The sequence below is a fragment of the Flavobacterium sp. GSB-24 genome, from assembly GCF_027924665.1.
In the GTDB taxonomy this organism is placed as follows: domain Bacteria; phylum Bacteroidota; class Bacteroidia; order Flavobacteriales; family Flavobacteriaceae; genus Flavobacterium.
This window is the reverse complement of record NZ_AP027043.1, coordinates 1,332,345-1,350,071: the sequence shown is the minus strand read 5'-3', so window position 1 is coordinate 1,350,071 and position 17,727 is coordinate 1,332,345. Positions and strand designations below refer to the sequence as shown.

The 17,727-nt window shown below is 33.3% G+C and carries 16 protein-coding genes; 12 read left to right on the top strand and 4 right to left on the bottom strand.

Features of this window, described 5'->3' with window-relative positions; genetic code table 11:
* Positions 1 to 3: 3 nt before the first annotated feature.
* The 3 genes from QMG60_RS06110 to QMG60_RS06100 all read left to right on the top strand — a co-directional run bounded on the left by QMG60_RS06110 (position 4) and on the right by QMG60_RS06100 (position 3,801).
* On the top strand, positions 4 to 2,478 hold the full coding sequence (locus tag QMG60_RS06110; RefSeq protein ID WP_281867213.1) for an AsmA-like C-terminal region-containing protein: 2,475 nt from the start codon (positions 4 to 6) through the stop codon (positions 2,476 to 2,478).
* Between the two features lie 94 nt (positions 2,479 to 2,572).
* A complete protein-coding gene (locus QMG60_RS06105; RefSeq protein WP_281867212.1) occupies positions 2,573 to 3,337 on the top strand; it encodes an HNH endonuclease in 765 nt (254 codons plus the stop codon).
* Positions 3,334 to 3,801 carry a hypothetical protein gene (locus QMG60_RS06100; protein ID WP_281867211.1) on the top strand — a complete coding sequence of 156 codons (468 nt, stop codon included), beginning with the start codon at positions 3,334 to 3,336 and terminating at the stop codon, positions 3,799 to 3,801. The genes QMG60_RS06105 and QMG60_RS06100 overlap by 4 nt, the downstream gene beginning before the upstream one ends.
* Positions 3,802 to 3,848: 47 nt before the next feature.
* Here QMG60_RS06100 and QMG60_RS06095 read toward each other — a convergent pair whose 3' ends face one another.
* A complete protein-coding gene (locus QMG60_RS06095) occupies positions 3,849 to 4,082 on the bottom strand; it encodes a hypothetical protein (RefSeq protein WP_281867210.1) in 234 nt (77 codons plus the stop codon).
* Between the two features lie 330 nt (positions 4,083 to 4,412).
* Here QMG60_RS06095 and QMG60_RS06090 point away from each other — a divergent pair, with 330 nt between their 5' ends.
* Positions 4,413 to 4,727, top strand: coding sequence for an HPF/RaiA family ribosome-associated protein (locus QMG60_RS06090; protein ID WP_057115896.1), 315 nt, complete (start codon positions 4,413 to 4,415; stop codon positions 4,725 to 4,727).
* Between the two features lie 77 nt (positions 4,728 to 4,804).
* Here QMG60_RS06090 and QMG60_RS06085 read toward each other — a convergent pair whose 3' ends face one another.
* The gene (locus QMG60_RS06085; RefSeq protein WP_281867209.1) at positions 4,805 to 5,464 is read right to left on the bottom strand and encodes a hypothetical protein; all 660 of its coding nucleotides are present in this window, start codon (positions 5,462 to 5,464) and stop codon (positions 4,805 to 4,807) included.
* A gap of 201 nt (positions 5,465 to 5,665) precedes the next feature.
* On the opposite strand from QMG60_RS06085, the gene QMG60_RS06080 reads away from it, so the two are divergent.
* From QMG60_RS06080 to QMG60_RS06060, 5 genes are all read left to right on the top strand, one after another.
* Positions 5,666 to 6,154 carry a nuclear transport factor 2 family protein gene (locus QMG60_RS06080; protein ID WP_281867208.1) on the top strand — a complete coding sequence of 163 codons (489 nt, stop codon included), beginning with the start codon at positions 5,666 to 5,668 and terminating at the stop codon, positions 6,152 to 6,154.
* Positions 6,155 to 6,416: 262 nt separating this feature from the next.
* Positions 6,417 to 7,799 (top strand): ammonium transporter, encoded by a 1,383-nt coding sequence (locus QMG60_RS06075; protein WP_057115893.1) that lies wholly within the window; start codon positions 6,417 to 6,419, stop codon positions 7,797 to 7,799.
* A 197-nt stretch (positions 7,800 to 7,996) separates the two neighbouring features.
* Positions 7,997 to 8,674 carry a tRNA (guanosine(46)-N7)-methyltransferase TrmB gene (trmB, locus tag QMG60_RS06070; protein ID WP_057115891.1) on the top strand — a complete coding sequence of 226 codons (678 nt, stop codon included), beginning with the start codon at positions 7,997 to 7,999 and terminating at the stop codon, positions 8,672 to 8,674.
* A gap of 42 nt (positions 8,675 to 8,716) precedes the next feature.
* On the top strand, positions 8,717 to 9,355 hold the full coding sequence (locus QMG60_RS06065) for a LysE family transporter (RefSeq protein ID WP_057115888.1): 639 nt from the start codon (positions 8,717 to 8,719) through the stop codon (positions 9,353 to 9,355).
* Between the two features lie 192 nt (positions 9,356 to 9,547).
* A complete protein-coding gene (locus QMG60_RS06060) occupies positions 9,548 to 9,874 on the top strand; it encodes an MGMT family protein (protein ID WP_281867207.1) in 327 nt (108 codons plus the stop codon).
* Between the two features lie 200 nt (positions 9,875 to 10,074).
* Here the strand turns inward: QMG60_RS06060 and QMG60_RS06055 are convergent, their stop codons facing one another.
* Together QMG60_RS06055 and QMG60_RS06050 are read right to left on the bottom strand one after the other, a co-directional pair.
* Complete coding sequence (locus QMG60_RS06055; RefSeq protein ID WP_281867206.1) at positions 10,075 to 11,400, bottom strand: HAMP domain-containing sensor histidine kinase; 1,326 nt, start codon at positions 11,398 to 11,400, stop codon at positions 10,075 to 10,077.
* Between the two features lie 136 nt (positions 11,401 to 11,536).
* A complete protein-coding gene (locus tag QMG60_RS06050; protein WP_281867205.1) occupies positions 11,537 to 12,901 on the bottom strand; it encodes a sigma-54 dependent transcriptional regulator in 1,365 nt (454 codons plus the stop codon).
* Between the two features lie 159 nt (positions 12,902 to 13,060).
* Between QMG60_RS06050 and QMG60_RS06045 the strand changes: the two genes are divergently transcribed.
* The 3 genes from QMG60_RS06045 (at position 13,061) to QMG60_RS06035 (ending at position 17,711) form a co-directional block, all read left to right on the top strand.
* Positions 13,061 to 14,302 carry an HlyD family efflux transporter periplasmic adaptor subunit gene (locus QMG60_RS06045; protein ID WP_281867204.1) on the top strand — a complete coding sequence of 414 codons (1,242 nt, stop codon included), beginning with the start codon at positions 13,061 to 13,063 and terminating at the stop codon, positions 14,300 to 14,302.
* Between the two features lie 145 nt (positions 14,303 to 14,447).
* Positions 14,448 to 15,155, top strand: a complete 708-nt coding sequence (locus QMG60_RS06040; RefSeq protein WP_057115876.1) for an ABC transporter ATP-binding protein — start codon at positions 14,448 to 14,450, stop codon at positions 15,153 to 15,155.
* Positions 15,156 to 15,284: 129 nt separating this feature from the next.
* Positions 15,285 to 17,711, top strand: coding sequence for an ABC transporter permease (locus tag QMG60_RS06035; RefSeq protein WP_281867203.1), 2,427 nt, complete (start codon positions 15,285 to 15,287; stop codon positions 17,709 to 17,711).
* The last annotated feature ends 16 nt before the right edge of the window (positions 17,712 to 17,727 follow it).

Here is a 17,727-nt window from a genome sequence, read left to right as displayed (position 1 = left end):
TAAATGCAGCAAATTTTACTTCAAATAAAAACATTTCTTCAGTCTGATCCTTTTAAAAAATATGCCAAACGGTTTGGATTTTTTATTCTGGGGTTAGTCGCAATACTTTTAATTGCCTGTGGCTGCTTGTCTATTTATTTCAATCAAAATAAAGCCGAAATTATTGCTAAAGTCAATCATAAAATCAATGAAAATATTAATGGAAAATTTCACGTTACCGATTTCCATTATAAGTTCTTAACTGGCTTTCCAAATTTTACTTTGGCTTTAAAAGAAGTAGAAATAAAAGACAATCAATGGCAAAGTCATAAACATACTTTATTAAAAGCCAACGAAATAGAAGCTCGTTTAAATATTTGGAGTTTACTGCACAACGAAATCAACATTCATAAAATTCTAATTAACGATGCTCAAATTTATATTTACAAAGCCGAAAATGGTTATTCCAACGTAAACATCTTTAAGCCAAAAAAGAAAAAAGCAGAAACCAATAAAGAAAAACCCGAAACAACGATTGATGAAGTAAACCTCAACAATGTTCATGTCATTATTGCTAATCATTTGGGTCATAAATTATTTGATTTTGATGTCGCGAGCTTAGATTCAAAAGTGGATTACGATGATGAAAACTGGCACACTAATTTATTTTTAAAAACAAAAATTAATAGTCTTGCTTTTAATACTGTTCATGGAAGTTTTGCAAAAGAAAAAATGCTCGAAGGTAATTTTGATATTTCCTATTCAGAAGAACATCAAAAAATAGACATTAAAACCCAGAAACTTAAAATTGGTTCTGATGCTTTTGATATTGTGGCTTTTTTTAATATCGGAAAACAAAATTCGCTTTTCGGAATCAATATTGAAACTAATATTTTATGGAAAAATGCTTCTAATTTATTGTCGGGAAATATCAGTTCCAAACTCAATCAGTTTGATTTAAAAAAACCGATCGAAGTCAACTGCGATATTAAAGGTGATCTGAATGTCGAAGGAGATCCAAAAATTGTGGTTCAGGCTGATATTAGAAATAACGAACTTACAATTCCCGATGGCTTGTTTACCAATTGCAGTTTCAAAGGAATATTTACGAATAATTTCAAACCAGAAAAAGGTTTTAGCGATCCTAACTCTGCGATTATTTTAACCCGTTTTAAAGCCGATTATGAAAATATTCCACTGCAGATTCCGCAGGCGGTTATTAATAATCTGGAAAAACCCATTGCAACTGGATTCGTAAATTCTGATTTTGACATTTCAAAACTTAACGGAATGACGAATGAAAAAATACTGCATTTTGAAAGCGGACATGCAAAAGCTAATTTAAATTTTCAATTTGATATTGTCGATTTGTACATCAACAAACCCCGCTTTACGGGCGAAGTAGATATCGATAACGCCACATTTGATTATATTCCGAAAAATATTCATGCCGAAAAAACGGCTGTACAGTTATCGTTTACAGAACAAGCGCTTTTTATCAAGAAAATAGCTTACAAACATAAAAACAACATCATCCGCATTGACGGAAGAATCGATAATTTTCTAAATCTCTATTACGACGCACCAGAAAAAATGGTCGTAAACTGGAATATTTACTGCCCGAATATTGATGTTAAACAATTTTTAGGCATTTTGAAAAATTCTCCGTCTCAAAAAATGGCTCAGAAAAAACAAGTAAAAAAGAAAAATGTCAATTTTACGAATCAGCTAAAATCGGTAATCGAGAAATGTATTGCGGTGATTAATCTAAAAGCCGATAAAATTACTTATGGTTCGCTTACCGCAACCAACACAAAAGCAACATTGCAAATGCTGAATTCTAAATTGCTTCTTAAAAATGGAACTTTACAGACTTCTGGCGGCAGTATTACCTTTAATGGGGCCATTCAGCCAAGTGGAAACCAATATATTTTTAGTTCGACAGCTCAAGTAAGTCGTGTAGATATTGCGAGTTTTTTAAGGTCTTTCAACAACTTCGGAATCAAATCTTTCAGTCCAAAAAATATTCGCGGCCGACTAACAAGCAATGCTAATGTTGTGGGTTTAATGAACAGCAAAGGCGATTTGATTGTCAACTCCATGAAAGGGAAATTAGATTTTAATGTCAATCAAGGCGCGCTGCTCAACTTTGATCCTATTGTAAAAATTGGCAAGTTTGCTTTTCCGCGACGTGATGTTGAGAATATTACTTTCAGCGACTTATCGGGTTCGCTTAATCTTCGCGGAGAGCAAATCGACATTAATAAATTAACCATAAGCTCAAGTGTCTTAAACTTTGACATAGACGGAATTTACTCTTTCGGCCGAGGCACAAATCTAGCGCTTACGATTCCGCTTCGAAATTCCAAAAACGATGCCAGTCTTTCTACTAAAGAAGAACGAAAAGCCGTTCGCGAACGCGGAATTGTACTCCATTTGATTGCCTATGATAATGATGGGAAAATGAAGATTAAGTGGGGGAAGAAGGATAAGGGGTAATTTTTTTTCTTGAAAAAAGTCTTTTTATAGATTTCAAAGAGCACTTAAATATTTTTATATTTTTACGTGAGATAAATAATACAAGTAATAATTCATGGCAGTAGAAAATTGGACTCGAGAACAAACAGTAGTAGCCTTAAATACGTATTGCAAAATTCCATTTAATAGAGTTTCATCAAATCATCCTGAGATAATCCGGATCTCTAAGATCATAGGCAGAAGCGCTAATTCCTTAAAAATGAAAATCGGAAACTTTGGAAGTTTCGATTTAGAATTAAAAGCAAAAGGAATTGTTGGATTAGCGAACGCAAGTAAACTTGATAAAATCGTTTGGGATGAATTTAGTAGCAATTGGGAAAATCTCGGCTACGAAAGTGAATTAATTATTTCTAATTTTGCAAATAAACCTATTGAAAAAACTTCAAAAATTGATCTCGATAATTTACCATTAGGCAAAGAGAGAGAAGCAATTATAAAAGCAAGAGTCAATCAGAATTTCTTTCGCTCAACAATTCTTTCATCATACAATTCTAAATGTTGCATAACAGGATTATCAATTCCAGATTTCCTTGTTGCAAGCCATATAATTCCCTGGGCTAAAGATGACAAAATTAGATTAAATCCTCATAATGGAGTTTGTATAAATTCAATTCATGATAAAGCTTTCGATAAAGGCTTCATAACTATTACAACCGATTATAAAATAAAAGTCTCCAAGTACTTCAGCGATTATAAATTTGATAATGCTGTAGAAGATTTCTTTTTAAAGTATCAAAATAAATCAATCCTTTTACCTGACAGATTCCTTCCCTCCAAAGAATATTTAGATTTTCATCAAACAACAATTTTTAAAAAATGAAATTTATAACAGAAATAATTTTTGGCAAAGAGCAAATAACAAAATATTATAACAATCAATCCTTTGATGATTTCGAAAAGGTGATTAATGTAAAAAAATACACTTTTGAAACTCAATCAGAAAGGAATGCCTTTTATAGAGGAATGGCTGAAGCAGTTGGCTGGTTAGAATTTGAAGTAATAAAAGAATTTGAAGAGAATAATCATAAAGTTGTAAAAGAAAAAGAAGAAGATAAATTTGATTACTGGTCATTTATTGAGAAATTTTATCCAAGATACTATCAATGCAATAGTGTTTTACTTAGCAACATTTTAACAAAAAAACTTGATGGTGAAGAAATTTCCGAAAATGATAAGAAGTATATCAAAGGGTCGAATGTTAGAAAAGAATTATTAGAAATTGATAAAGAGTTATTATGTAAAGCTTTCGAAAACTACTTCAATACTATTTACCCAGAAAACTAGTAATAGTATATAATTAAAAAGCCACTTCCCAGTGGCTTTTTTAATTTCTATTCAACATCCAAATAAGGATCTAAAATCTCCGCCAATTTATTCAGCCAGTAAAAGCTTTCATCCAGACTGATATTTTCTTGCTGCAGAAATTCAGTTTCGTGCATTACATTTAAGGCAAGAATATAATTTACTTGTCGAATGCTTTTTGCCATACTTTTGGCATCAATAGAATTGTTGAAGAATTCAGTTAACCTTAATTCTGTTTCTTTTGAAAAGGTTTTTGTACTCATAATTTTGCATTTAGGAAATATAAAACCCGCATAGATTAGGTGTCCTACGCTGCAAAGAGCGTTGCGATTGTTTCCAATACCGCCACCATACCACACGGGCAATAATTTTTTTTGTATTCATATATTTTGCATTTAGGAAGTACAAACATACGAAAACAAAAAATAAATTGTAAGTTTTTTCTTTATTAAAATTTATTGATTCTAAGTTGCAATCTAAATTACAAAATTGAAAAATAAATCTCCCGAAAATTCATAATATTTCCTTAACTCACTTGGCTTTTCCTTCTAAAATGGATAGATTTGAGAAACAATCATTAAATATAATCCGTTATGAAAGTACAAATCAACACCGACAAGAATATTGATGGACATGCAAGATTAGAAAGTTACTTTTCTGCAGAATTAGAAAAAGGTTTAGCTCGTTTTGAGGATAAAATTACCCGAATAGAAGTTCATTTTGGAGATGAAAATGGAGAAAAATTCAGTCTGCAAGACAAAAAATGCGTAATCGAAGTTCGTCCTGTAAAATTACAGCCAATCACTGTTACAGAACACGCTGATACGCTTGAAAAAGCATTTAGCGGGGCTTTGGCAAAAATTAAAAAATCGTTGACTACAACTTTTGAAAAAATAAAAGCACATTAATATTGGCGCTTATTTCTATAAAAAAGGACGTTTCAAATGAAACGTCCTTTTTGTTTTATATCAATTCGATTACTGATTTATGACTTTGGCAGCGGAGCTCCAACTGCAATATCGCAGCGATGTCCAGGTTTTCCGTGTGCTGGGTTTAGTCCGTCTGCTACTGCGTTATCGGTACTTTCTGTACTTAACAATGCCGGAACTGCATTTGATGGTGGAGGTGTTACGGTAAAACTTTGAGAAACCGATCCGCTTTGTGCTGTATTTGAAGCTGTGGCAGTAGTTTTTGCTGCAGGTGAGTTTAACGGCGCTCCAACTGGAATATCACATCTATGCCCTGGCTGTCCGTGCGGCGGATTCATTCCTTTGGCAACTTTAACTGGCGTAGCTGTAGTTGTAACTACCTTTTGCTGAGTCGGATTTACTTGAACAGTTTGTCCTTGAGTCGCTTGTACTTGTTGTGTTGGTGCAGAATTTAGAGGTGCTCCAACCGCAATATCACAGCGGTGTCCTGGCTGTCCGTGTGCTGGGTTAAGTCCTTTTGTATCGCTCAAAACTGTATTAGGGTTTGCAGCTGGAGTTTGTACAACCGATGTTGCAGCTTTTGTAGTATCTTTTGCAAGTCCTAACCTTACCAATTCAGAGGTTGCTGTACTTTCTTGAGGCTCTAATTCTTTTTTACAAGAAACAAATAATAGAGAAGTTATAGCGAGTGAACTTATAAGTATTTTTGGATTCATTGGGGCGGTATTTAAAAATCTCTCAAATATAATCGTTTTTTCGTGATTACGCCATATCAGATTTTTTTAGAAATTAATCTGTGTTTATTTTCTTGGATCTTTTAAAATCTGCGTTAAACCAGAATTATAAAACTTCCACTTTCTTATATCATTTATATGGTTCAAAAAAATTAATACCTTTAAACTCAAATAATACATCTCATGAAAAAAACATTTTTACTTCTGTTATTCGTTGCTTCTTTTGCAAATGCTCAAACTGAGAAAGACAAAATAAATCAAACATTAGATGCTTGGCACAAAGCCGCTGCCGACGTAAAATTTGATGCTTATTTCAATACTTTGGCAGACGATGCTATTTATATAGGAACCGATGCAACCGAAAATTGGCAGAAAAAGGATTTTAAAACTTGGGCAAAACCGTATTTCGATAAAGGAACAACATGGAATTTTAAAGCATTAGAACGCCACATCTTTTTTGACAAAACTAGAAAATTAGCTTGGTTTGACGAATTGCTGGACACTCAAATGAAAATCTGCCGTGGTTCTGGAGTTTTGGTAAAAGTGGGTAAAGAATGGAAAATCCAGCATTATGTTTTATCCATGACCATTCCGAATGACGAAGTTGATGCTGTAACCAAAATCAAATCTCCAATTGAAGATGCTTTAATAGCAAAGCTTCAAAAGAAATAAAACATTTTAGGCTTTTCTTATTATAAACATAACTTTTATAGCACTTTACGAAACGTATTGAGAAATTAATTTTAATAAATTCGGCAAAAACGATACTTTTTTGTAACTTTAAAATAGGATACTGTCAAAAAAACACCCCTTATTTTAAAAAATCAACCAAAATAAAGCCCACACCTCTATTTTAACAGCCTTCAAAACAAGAATCTTTATTTTTTTTTAACTTTGACCCCAAAAAAAATAGGGTTAACAAAGTATTTTAAAAATGAAAATAGAAAAACGCTGGATTATTTCCTTTATCATGATCAGTGTCGTATGTACGATAGGTGCATTTTGGCCAACAGTAACAGAAAATAGTTATGTCCTATCAGAATTTGGAACTACAGATCATATTGTTCCTGCCGATGTTGCCTGGATGCTTACTTCAAGCTGTCTGGTACTCATCATGACACCTGGATTGTCTTTCTTTTACGGCGGAATGGTTGGTAAAAAGAATGTAATTTCAACTATGCTTCAAAGTTTTATCTGTCTAGGAGTGGTAACGCTTTTATGGGTTGTGGTAGCTTTTAGTCTTGCTTTTGGAGAACCGGTTGGTTTTGGTTCTGGAGATCATTTTTACAGCTTTTTCGGGAATCCGACAACTTTTGCTTTTATGGATTATGTTGGGGTTCTGCCTCATAAACAATTGGCAAATACGATTCCGTTCATGCTTTTTGCTTTGTTCCAAATGAAATTTGCCATTATATGTCCGGCAATTATCACGGGTTCATTTGCAGAACGTGTTCGTTTTATTTCTTATTTAGTTTTCATTAGTTTATTTACCATTTTTATATACGCTCCTTTATGTCACGCCGTTTGGTATCCGACAGGTGTTTTAGGAAGCTATTTTGGAGTAAAAGATTTCGCAGGAGGAACTGTAGTTCATATGAGTTCTGGTTTTGCTGCTTTAGCTGGTGTTATTGTTTTAGGAAAAAGAAAAAACAGTCAGCATATTCCAACCAATATTCCATTTGTATTATTAGGAACTGGAATGCTTTGGTTTGGATGGTTCGGTTTCAACGCTGGTTCTGCTCTTGCTGCCAACGGAACAGCCGCTATGGCTTTTGCAACTACTACAACCTCATCTGCAGCCGCAATGTTAACGTGGATCTTCTTTGACAGAATGAACGGAAGAAAAGTTTCTGCATTAGGTGCCTGTATCGGAGCGGTTGTTGGTCTTGTGGCGATTACCCCTGCTGCGGGATATATCTCTGTACCAGAAAGTATGTTCTTCGGATTTGTAACGGCTTTGGTTTCTAACACGGCTGTAAATTGTAAATATTCAAAAAGATTTGACGATACACTTGACGTTTTTGCCTGTCACGGTGTTGGTGGAATTATGGGAATGATTTTAACGGCTATTTTTGCTCACGGAGAAAATGCTAGTTTACTTCACGGAGGCTGGAATGTTTTTGGACATCACATGATGGCATTGGTATTGGTTTCAATCTTTACTTTCTTCGGAGCTTATTTCTTGTTTAAAGTAACCAATTTCATTATTCCGTTAAGGGTTTCTGAGGAGTCAGAACACATCGGATTGGATTTATCACAACACGACGAAACTTTAGATCCAAAATCTAAACCAATTACAGAACCTCATTACGGTTAATATTTGTTGCCACGAATTTCACTAATATTCACTAATTTCTTTTCGCAATCAGTTTAAAATTGATTCGTGAAAATTTGTGAAATTCGTGGCAAAACAAAATATACTTCATAGAAATTCGTGGCTGATAAAATTTAAACCGCAATTACATCTTATCCATTCGTTTATATTCCTTAATTTTGCGGAAAATTTTTGTAAAAGTGGGAAGTAAAAATAAACTAAAAAGATTCAGAGAAAACGAAACATTTCAAAACGTTTTTCAACCAACCAGAGAAGAAGTTGTGGGCGATTTAATGCCCTTAAGAGGAAAATGGAATTCTGATTTCTTTAAAAACGATAATCCTTTAGTTTTAGAATTAGGATGTGGAAAAGGAGAATATTCTGTTGGATTAGCTGAAAAATACCCAGACAAAAATTTTATCGGAATTGACATTAAAGGCGCGCGTTTCTGGCGTGGTGCTAAAACAGCTGTTGAAAACGGTTTGCATAATGTTGCTTTTGTACGTACTCAAATCGAATTGATCGATCATATTTTTGCTGAAAATGAAGTAGATGAAATCTGGATTACTTTCCCAGATCCGCAGATCAAATACAAAAGAACCAAACACAGAATGACAAATTCTGAGTTCCTGAAATTATACAAAAAGATCCTGAAAAAAGACGGTGTCGTAAACCTTAAAACCGACAGCGAATTTATGCACGGATATACGCTTGGATTGCTTCATGGTGAAGGTCACGAAGTTTTATATGCTAATCATAATGTTTACAAAAATGAAGGAAGCCCAGAAGTTGTAACTTCAATCCAGACATTTTATGAGAAACAATATTTAGAAATTAACAAGGCAATTACGTATATTCGTTTCAAAATTAAAGACTAATTTTAGTTCTGAAAACTATCTTTTAACCACTTAAACAACTGAATGGTATATCTTACTCCATTACTTTCAGGTTTTATTGCCGCCGCTATTGGGATTATTCCACCAGGATTAATCAACATGACAGCAGCCAAAATAAACTTGAAAGAAGGAAAAAAGAATGCTTTTTGGTTTGTTATTGGTGCGGTTTTGGTGATTTTTTTCCAAGTTTATGTAGCTGTTTTATTTGCTCGTGTAATTGACAACCGTCCAGATGTGGTAACGCTTTTGCGCGAAGTAGGTTTTGTTATATTTTCTATACTTACAATTTACTTTTTGTTTATTGCAAAAGATCCGATAACTAAGAAAAAATCAAAAATAAAGAAGAGTAGTAAAAAAAGTCGATTCTTCCTCGGGATGCTGCTTTCGAGCTTAAACTTTTTTCCAATTCCTTATTATGTTGTGGTAAGTGTCACTTTGGCTTCGTACCATCTTTTTGTATTCGAAAACAATATCATTTTTACCTTTGTGCTCGGTTCGGTAATAGGTTCATTTGCCGTTTTATACAGCTATATTGCCTTCTTCGGCAGAATTGAAAAGAAAACCGATTACCTGATGCGAAATATGAATACTATCATTGGAAGCATTACGGGCTTGGTTGCAATTGTAACACTTTTTAATATTTTAAATTATTATTTCGGTTAATTTTATAGACACAGATTGAAAGGATTAAAATAATTTTCTATTTTGTGGTGAATAATTTTTCACGGAGATTTTGCAGATTCAAACAGATATTTATGCTGCAGATTAATTAAGTTTTGCTTCAATTTTAATCTGCTTAAATCTTTAAAATATGCGTGAAACTTGTAGTTTAATATGTGGCAAAATGATAAAATCATGTCTGAGGAAAATTTTTTCGAAAGAGTTTATACAATCGCAAGACAAATTCCGTACGGAAAAGTAACTTCTTATGGTGCAATTGCAAAAGCCTTGGGAGCCGCCCGTTCTGCCAGGATGGTTGGCTGGGCAATGAATGCCTGCCATAATATGGACGATGTTCCTGCACACAGAGTCGTAAACCAAAAAGGACTTTTAACAGGAAAGCATCACTTTGACGGAACGAATTTAATGCAGCAGCTTTTAGAGAACGAAGGAATTAAAGTTGTCAATAACCAAATTGTAGATTTAGAAAAACACTTTTGGAAACCAGAAGTCGAACTTTAAGTTTTTTGAACCATATAAGTTCGTTTTAAGTTTGCTTTACTTTATCAATTAATCGCGCAAAGACGCAGAGCCGCTAAGTTTTCCTTTTTAAGTTTTCCTTTGCGACTCTGCGTCTTTGCGCGATTAAATACCAATAACTTTGCGTAAAATTTATACGCAATGTTTAAATGAACTTATATCACTTATATGGTTCAAAAAAATCAAATCAAGCAAATAACAAAATCTGTTTTCTCTTCATCGGTTTGGTAGCTTAAATAACCACCGTGCGCTTCGATGATATTTTTAGAAAGCGTCAAGCCAATACCAGCGCCGTCTTTTCTAGTTGTGAAGAAAGGCAAGAAAACTTTATCTCTAATTTCAGGATCTACTCCTCTTCCATTATCAGAAATTATAATAAAGAAACGATTGTTTTCGGTATAGCTGGAAAGAATTAATTTCTTTTCAGTTTTTTCTTTTAAAGCATGAATACTATTGGTAATCAAATTAATAATCACTTGTTCCATTTGGTTTTTATCTATCAAAATAGAACGGGAGCTATTGATTTCATTAACCAATTCGATGCCTTCTGCTTTCAAAATCGGACTCATAATTCGCAGACAATCTTCAAACAAGGCATTAATGGGCGTCATTTGTTTATTTGGTGTCGGAAGCATGGCTAGTTTTCTATAATTTTCAACAAAAACCTGTAAATGATCGCTCCGGTTTATAATGGTCGAAATACTGCTTTTAATATCTTCAAAATCATCTTCTTCGAGCTTTTCCTGATCTACAATGTGAAGTAAATTCTGTGAAAGCGCCCGAATCGGAGTTAATGAATTCATTAATTCATGCGAAATGATTTTCATTAAATTAATCCACGCTTCTTTTTCTTTTTTCTCAATAACACGCTGAATGCTGTCTAATAGAATAATAAAATATTCTTTATCATACGTTGATGTATGCGAAGTCTGCAGCATAAAAGTCTGCAGATCTTGATCTTCAATTTTGATCGAAATAGCAGTTTTTAGTTCTGTAAAACCAACATTTTCGATTTCGCTGCAAAGCGCAGGAATATAATTTTTTAGGTATTTCCAATGACTCACTTTCGGCACTTTGAATAAGTTCGAAAAGCAGTCATTCATTATAAAAATTGACCAAGTATCATTGTCTTTTTCTAAAATTAAAGCTGCAGTATCGATACTGTTTAATATCGAACGATAAATCAATTCTTTTGAAGTCTGCTCCTGTTTTTGAACTTTTAAAGTATCATACAAAAGATATAAACTCTTGAAATTGTCTTTTTTATGTTCTTCTTGAAAATGCGTAGAAAAGTCATTGTGCAAAATGGAGTTTATCGTTTTGTCATAAAACAATAATTGGTTCTTGACAAAAAAGTACATTTCGAACAGAAAAATCAATACAAAAAAACCAGCTAAAATGGCGTTGAATCGAAATCCTTTGTAAAGCAGCAAAACACTGCATAAAAAAAGAATCATGACAAACAAAACCCTTACAAACAAAGCGTTATAAAATTTCCAATTCTTCATGTTTTATTTTTTCTTGCCATAGATTTTAAGAATTAAAAAGATTGATCTTAATCATCAACCTAAATTAAATCTAAACCGCGCAGCATATAATAATCATTTTTAATCGTCTAAATCTGTGACAAAACTTATTTTAAGTCTAATTCTTTAAATCGTATTTTTCGATTCTTCGATACAGGGCGGCGCGTGACAAACCTAGTTCTTCGGCTGTTTTAGAAATATTTCCGTTATGTTTAAATAATGCTTTTTCGATTGCGCTTTTCTCCATTTCAGACAACGGATTTTCATCGTTTTCCTGAATTTCTTCAAAATCTAGAATATCCAAATCGATTACAGAAATTGTATTGTTTTCAGATAAAATTAAAGCTCGTTCGATCTTATTTTCCATTTCACGAACGTTTCCTTTCCAAGGATATCGCTCTAAATATGGAGCTGCATTGTCATCAAAACGCCATCCCGAAACGTCGGGACCCTGATTGTATTTTTCTGCAATCTGTTGCAGGATAAAATTTGCCATTGGCACAATATCGTCTTTTCTTTCGCGCAGGGATGGCAGATTTATTTCCATCGTATTTATTCTATACAATAAATCTTCGCGAAAAGTTTTGTTCTTTACTTCGGCTTTAATATCGCTGTTGGTCGCGGCAATAACACGTACATTTAAAGGTCTGGGTTTGCTTTCGCCCAAACGCGTTACGGTTTTAGTTTGTAAAACGTGAAGTAATTTAGCCTGAAGATGAAGCGGAATATTTCCGATTTCATCTAAGAAAATCGTTCCGTTTGAAGCGTTTTCAAAACGTCCGGGAGTGTCAATTTTTGCATCTGTAAAAGCTCCTTTTGCATAACCAAAAAGTTCGCTTTCGAATAAATTATCACTTAACGAACCTAAATCGACATGTACAAAAGGCTGATTTTTTCTTTCAGAATGCTGATGAATAAATTCGGCAAAAACATATTTACCAGTTCCATTTTCGCCTAAAATCAAAACATTGGCATCCGTTTTGGCTACTTTTTCAGCTATGGAATAGGCTTGTTTTATTTTGGCCGAAGTTCCGACAAAGTATTTCTTTTCGGTTTTTTCATTTTTATCCAAAGATGTTTTCTTGCTGTTCTTTCTGCTTTCAACTACAGCCTTATCAATTGTCTCTAAGAGTTTTTCATTGTTCCAAGGTTTTAGAACATAATCAAAAGCTCCAATTTTTATTCCTTCTACAGCCGTTTCAATTTTTCCGAAAGCCGTCATTAAAATCACAATAGTCTGGGGCGAAAGTATTTTAATTTCTTTCAGCCAATGAATTCCTTCCCTCCCATCTTCAAAACCAATTCGGTAATTCATGTCAAGCAAAACCACATTTATTTCATTTTCGCTTAAAATTGAAATGATTTTTTTGGGACTATTTGTTGTAAAAATCGTCTCAAAATGCTTTTTAAGAATCATTTTTGCCGAAAAAAGAATTTCTTCCTGATCGTCTACAACTAATATTTGGGCTTGTTTCTTTCTCATGTGGTATTTTTTCTGTCCGCTTCCGAACGGTCAACTGTTCATTATCGAACACTAGTTTTTCAAAGCGGTTTTAAAAGCTTCTTTAAAATCAAGACTTTACAAATAATAAATTTTATGGCACAGTATTTACCTATTGATTATCAGTAAAATATTGAAAAAATGGACAAGATAATTCCTCGTAAAAGTAAAAAATTTAGATATGTCGCAATAGCAATTGCTGTTTTTTTAGCTTTGGCGGTAATCATCATTTTTGCTTTTAACACCAAAAGAACTTTAAATGTAAAAACTGAAGAATTGGTAATTCAAAAAGCTGAAAAAGCTTTTTTTGAAGACTTTGTTGTTTTTCAGGCAAAAGTTGAACCTTTAAATGTAATGCTTGTAAACGTTACTGAAGGTGGTTCTGTAAAAGAAATTTTTGTAGAAAATGGTGCAATGGTGACCAAAGGGCAATCGCTGGCTCGTTTATACAATCCGAATACAGAATTGAATTATTTGACTCAGGAAACGGCTATTATCGAACAAATCAACAACTTAAATACTGGGAAATTAAATATCCGAAATCAAGAACTAAATTTAACCAAAGATTTTGTTTTAATCGAACATGATTACAACGACGCCAAAAGATTATACGATGTAAATGCTAAACTGTTTGCCAAAGATGTAATCTCGAAAAACGATTGGAATACTTTTAAGGAGAGTCTTCGTTTTCAGGAAGAACGTAAAAGAACGATTCAGCAGAGTATTCAAAAAGAGAAACAAACCAATCAAATTCAGATTTCTCAAATTAATCGTTCGATTCAAACTATGGAGAAAAGTTTGGAAATCCTTAGAAACAACAAAAAGAATTTTTTAATCACAGCGCCAGAATCTGGAAGATTAACTTCTTTTGAACCTGTTTTAGGAAAAACTTTTCAAGCTGGGGAAAGCATTGGAAAAATCGATTCAAAACGCGGTTACAAACTTTCTGCTGATGTTGATGAGTTTTATTTAGAAAAAATTAGAGAAGGCTTAAAAGGCCAAGTCGAATACAAAGGAAAAAATCTTGAGGTTTTGGTTACTAAAGTTATCCCAGAAGTAAAAAGCGGCCACTTTACAGTTGAATTGGTTTTTACTTCAAAAGAAGATATTGCACTGCAAGACGGACTTAGCTTTGGCGTGAAACTAATTTTATCTGAAAAGAACAAAACTCTTGTAATTCCAAAAGGAAGTTTTAATCAGGAAACAGCAGGAAAATGGATTTTTGTGGTAAAAGGAAACAAAGCCGAAAGAAGAAATATAAAACTAGGACGCGAAAATCCTGCTTACTATGAAGTTTTAGAAGGTATAAAAGAAGGCGAATCTGTAATTACTTCTTCTTATTCTGACTATAAAGATATTGAGGAGCTTTCGCTTGACAAGTAATTTTTGTTTCAAGTTTCAAGTTTCAGGTTTCACGCCGCCAACCAACCTGAAACCTGAAACTTGAAACAACAAAAAAACAAAAAAATCATCGTTTCAATCATCAATCAAAAAACGTATTTAATAACATTTCAAAACCTAAAAAATTATGATCACAATTCAGAATTTAACCAAAGTTTTTAGAACAGAAGAAATCGAAACTGCTGCTTTAAGCGGAATTAATTTAGAAATAAAAAAAGGAGATTTTCTAACTATTATGGGGCCTTCTGGCTGCGGGAAATCAACTCTATTGAATATCATCGGACTTTTGGACAGCGCGAGCGACGGAAGCTATAAATTATTAGATCAGGAAATGATTGGTCTAAAGGAAAAAGGAAGAGCTAAGGTGAGAAAAGAAAATATCGGTTTTATTTTTCAAAACTTCAACTTAATCGATGAACTTTCTGTTTACGATAATATCGAATTACCGCTGCTTTACAACAACGTAAAAGCTTCTGAAAGAAAACAAAAAATTGAAGCTATTGCCGAGAAACTGAATATTTCTCATCGTTTGAAACATTTTCCACAGCAGCTTTCGGGCGGACAACAGCAAAGGGTTGCCGTAGCAAGAGCTTTGGTTAATGATCCGAAAATTATTTTGGCCGATGAGCCAACTGGAAACCTAGACAGTAAAAATGGTAATGAAGTGATGGAACTTTTAACCGATTTACATGCTAAAGGTGCTACAATTTTGATGGTTACCCACTCTGATTATGATGCTTCTTTTTCGCAAAGAACCATTCACATGAAAGACGGAGTTATATTTTCTGAGAAATTAAACCAACGTAATGTTGATGTTTTTATGGACGCTAAATAAAAAATGATGATCAAAATTATTGTTACTGCACTCGTAGCTCTGGTAGAGCTGGCCTGCAAAATATTTACTCTTCTTTAGAACCAAACGGTTTTATAAACTGCCATATCAACTATAAAAATATACATCAAAATGATTTTCAACTGGTTTAAAATATTTGTTTATCATTTAAGACAAAGCAAATTGTTTTCGTTCTTAAATGTTTTAGGATTAAGTATCGGAATTTCTGGTGTCATTTTCGCCATTTTATACTGGAACAATGAACACGCATACGATCAATGGAATCCTGAAAAAGAAAATGTCTATCAGGTACTTAACAAAATAGGCGCAACTGGAGACACTTGGACCACAAGTTCAATTCCTTTTGGACAAACTTGCAAAACTACAATTCCTGAGATTGAGCAAATTTGTTTCTTAAACGATTGGTACAGCGAAGCTGTAATCAAATATCAGAATAAGAAAGTAATTGATAAAAAGATAACCGTAACCGATAATAACTTTTTTGATTTTTATCCTTTCCCAATAATCAAAGGTGCCAAAAAAGATATTCTGAAAGAAAAAAACAGTGCAGCTATTTCAGAAGAACAGGCGAAACTGCTTTTTGGAGATGAAGATCCGATAGGAAAATCTATTACTTATGACGATAAGTCTTATACTGTAAAATCTGTTTATCGCATTGTAAAACCTTCATCTGTTGAACCTAATTATGTTTTTGGAGGGATTTTGCGTGAAAACGATCTTAATCAATGGGGGAATTTTAGTTATGGTTTGATGATTAAAACCAAAAAAGGTGTTGACGTTGCAACGGTTTTAAAGAAAATGCAAAACGTAAATTTTGTAAACAGAACTTTAAAAGATGCTAAAGCAAGCGGCCAAACTGTTGAGCAGTACATAAAAGAGAATGGCGAAGTCAAAGTTATACTTGACCAGCTGAAAACACGCTACTTGCATGGCACAAAATCTTCAGGTTCAGCATCTCCAGAAGGGAAAGGAAATTTGCAGCTTTTGTATATTATGGCAGGTTTATCTCTTTTAATTTTAGTTTTATCATTGGTAAATTACATTAATCTAGCGACTGCATCTGCTATAAAACGTGCTAAAGAAGTTGGTGTCCGCAAAATTGTGGGAGCTTCAAAAAACCAGATTGTTGCACAGTTTATATTCGAAACAGCAATAATTGTAACACTGGCGATTTTGTTTGCGCTGGCAATCGTAGAACTTTCTCTACCGTATTACAATACTTTTTTAAGAAAAACTTTGACTATGAATGGCAGTGAATTTTACCTGCAGCTCATTTTAATATTTGGATTAGTAATCATTCTTGCGGGTATTTTCCCTGCCATTTATATCTCAAATTTCGAAACCCTAAAAGTTTTAAAAGGTAATTTTTCTAGAAGTAAAAGCGGCATCTGGATTCGAAATTCGATGCTTATTTTTCAATTCGGAATTGCAGCATTTTTCATTATCGGTGCTTTAATTGTAAATTCTCAGGTTGATTACATGATGAATAAAGATCTTGGTTTTAGCGGTAATCAAGTAATTCGTATTCCGTTTAATTATCAGGATTACAGCAAAAAAGGTCAAAAATACGAAACCACAAAACAAGAAATTCTTAAAATGCCTGGCGTTCAAGAAGTCTCTACTTTTGCAGGAACTTTTGGAAACAGTACGAATTCTAGTTCTGGTTTTACTCATAATGGCATTTTTGTACAGCCAAGAAATGTCGAAATGGATTTTGGCTTTTTGGAAATGATGAAAATTAAAATTGTAGAAGGCCGTAATTTATCGCCAAAATTTGCTTCAGACACCATAGACAACTGGCTGATAAATGAAACCTTAGCGAAAGAATTAATGCTTAAAAACCCTATAAATACCGTTATCACTTCGGGCTGGGGCACCGAAAAAGGAACTTTAAAATTTAAGATTGTAGGTGTTGTAAAAGATTTCCATATTACAGGTTTACAAAATAAGGTGCCGCCAATGGTTTTTATCAACATGAAAACTCTAAAATGGAATAATTTTCAAAATGTTTATGTAAAAGTTTCTCCAAATAATTTGAGTGAAACATTATCAAAATTAAAAACATATTGGGAAGCTAATATTAACCCTGATTATCCGTTTGATTATGAATTCGTTAATAAAGGATTCGCGAAAACTTATGAGGAACAAGTAAAACAAAAAAACCTCTTTTTTATCTTAAATTTAGTAGTAATCATCATTGCGATCTTCGGATTGTTTGCTTTGGCATCATTTTCGATGGAGAGAAGATTGAAAGAAATCGCTATTAGAAAAACTTTAGGAGCAGAAACAGATGCTCTTTTAAAAGAATTGTCAAAACAATATATTCTTTTTTGTCTAATAGGATTTGGAATCGGAATTGTTCCTGCCTACATTTTATTGCAAAAATGGCTTGAAGATTTTGCTTTTAGAATCGGAATATCAACTGTTCCTTTTGGCATTGCACTGATTTCTCTTTTGTTTTTAACTTTATTAATTGTTCTAACAAAAGCTTTCCAAGTAACTAAAATAGATGTTTTAAAATATTTAAAATACGAATAAGCTTGTAGACCCATTT

Coding starts and splice junctions, on each gene's coding strand:
- QMG60_RS06080 (WP_281867208.1), top strand. CDS start 5,666: ATGAAAAAAACATTTTTACTTCTGTTATTCGTTGCTTCTTTTGCAAAT.
- QMG60_RS06105 (WP_281867212.1), top strand. CDS start 2,573: ATGGCAGTAGAAAATTGGACTCGAGAACAAACAGTAGTAGCCTTAAAT.
- QMG60_RS06100 (WP_281867211.1), top strand. CDS start 3,334: ATGAAATTTATAACAGAAATAATTTTTGGCAAAGAGCAAATAACAAAA.
- QMG60_RS06110 (WP_281867213.1), top strand. CDS start 4: ATGCAGCAAATTTTACTTCAAATAAAAACATTTCTTCAGTCTGATCCT.
- QMG60_RS06040 (WP_057115876.1), top strand. CDS start 14,448: ATGATCACAATTCAGAATTTAACCAAAGTTTTTAGAACAGAAGAAATC.
- QMG60_RS06090 (WP_057115896.1), top strand. CDS start 4,413: ATGAAAGTACAAATCAACACCGACAAGAATATTGATGGACATGCAAGA.
- QMG60_RS06050 (WP_281867205.1), bottom strand. CDS start 12,901: ATGAGAAAGAAACAAGCCCAAATATTAGTTGTAGACGATCAGGAAGAA.
- QMG60_RS06060 (WP_281867207.1), top strand. CDS start 9,548: ATGTCTGAGGAAAATTTTTTCGAAAGAGTTTATACAATCGCAAGACAA.
- QMG60_RS06055 (WP_281867206.1), bottom strand. CDS start 11,400: ATGAAGAATTGGAAATTTTATAACGCTTTGTTTGTAAGGGTTTTGTTT.
- QMG60_RS06085 (WP_281867209.1), bottom strand. CDS start 5,464: ATGAATCCAAAAATACTTATAAGTTCACTCGCTATAACTTCTCTATTA.
- QMG60_RS06045 (WP_281867204.1), top strand. CDS start 13,061: ATGGACAAGATAATTCCTCGTAAAAGTAAAAAATTTAGATATGTCGCA.
- QMG60_RS06065 (WP_057115888.1), top strand. CDS start 8,717: ATGGTATATCTTACTCCATTACTTTCAGGTTTTATTGCCGCCGCTATT.
- QMG60_RS06075 (WP_057115893.1), top strand. CDS start 6,417: ATGAAAATAGAAAAACGCTGGATTATTTCCTTTATCATGATCAGTGTC.
- QMG60_RS06035 (WP_281867203.1), top strand. CDS start 15,285: ATGATTTTCAACTGGTTTAAAATATTTGTTTATCATTTAAGACAAAGC.
- QMG60_RS06095 (WP_281867210.1), bottom strand. CDS start 4,082: ATGAGTACAAAAACCTTTTCAAAAGAAACAGAATTAAGGTTAACTGAA.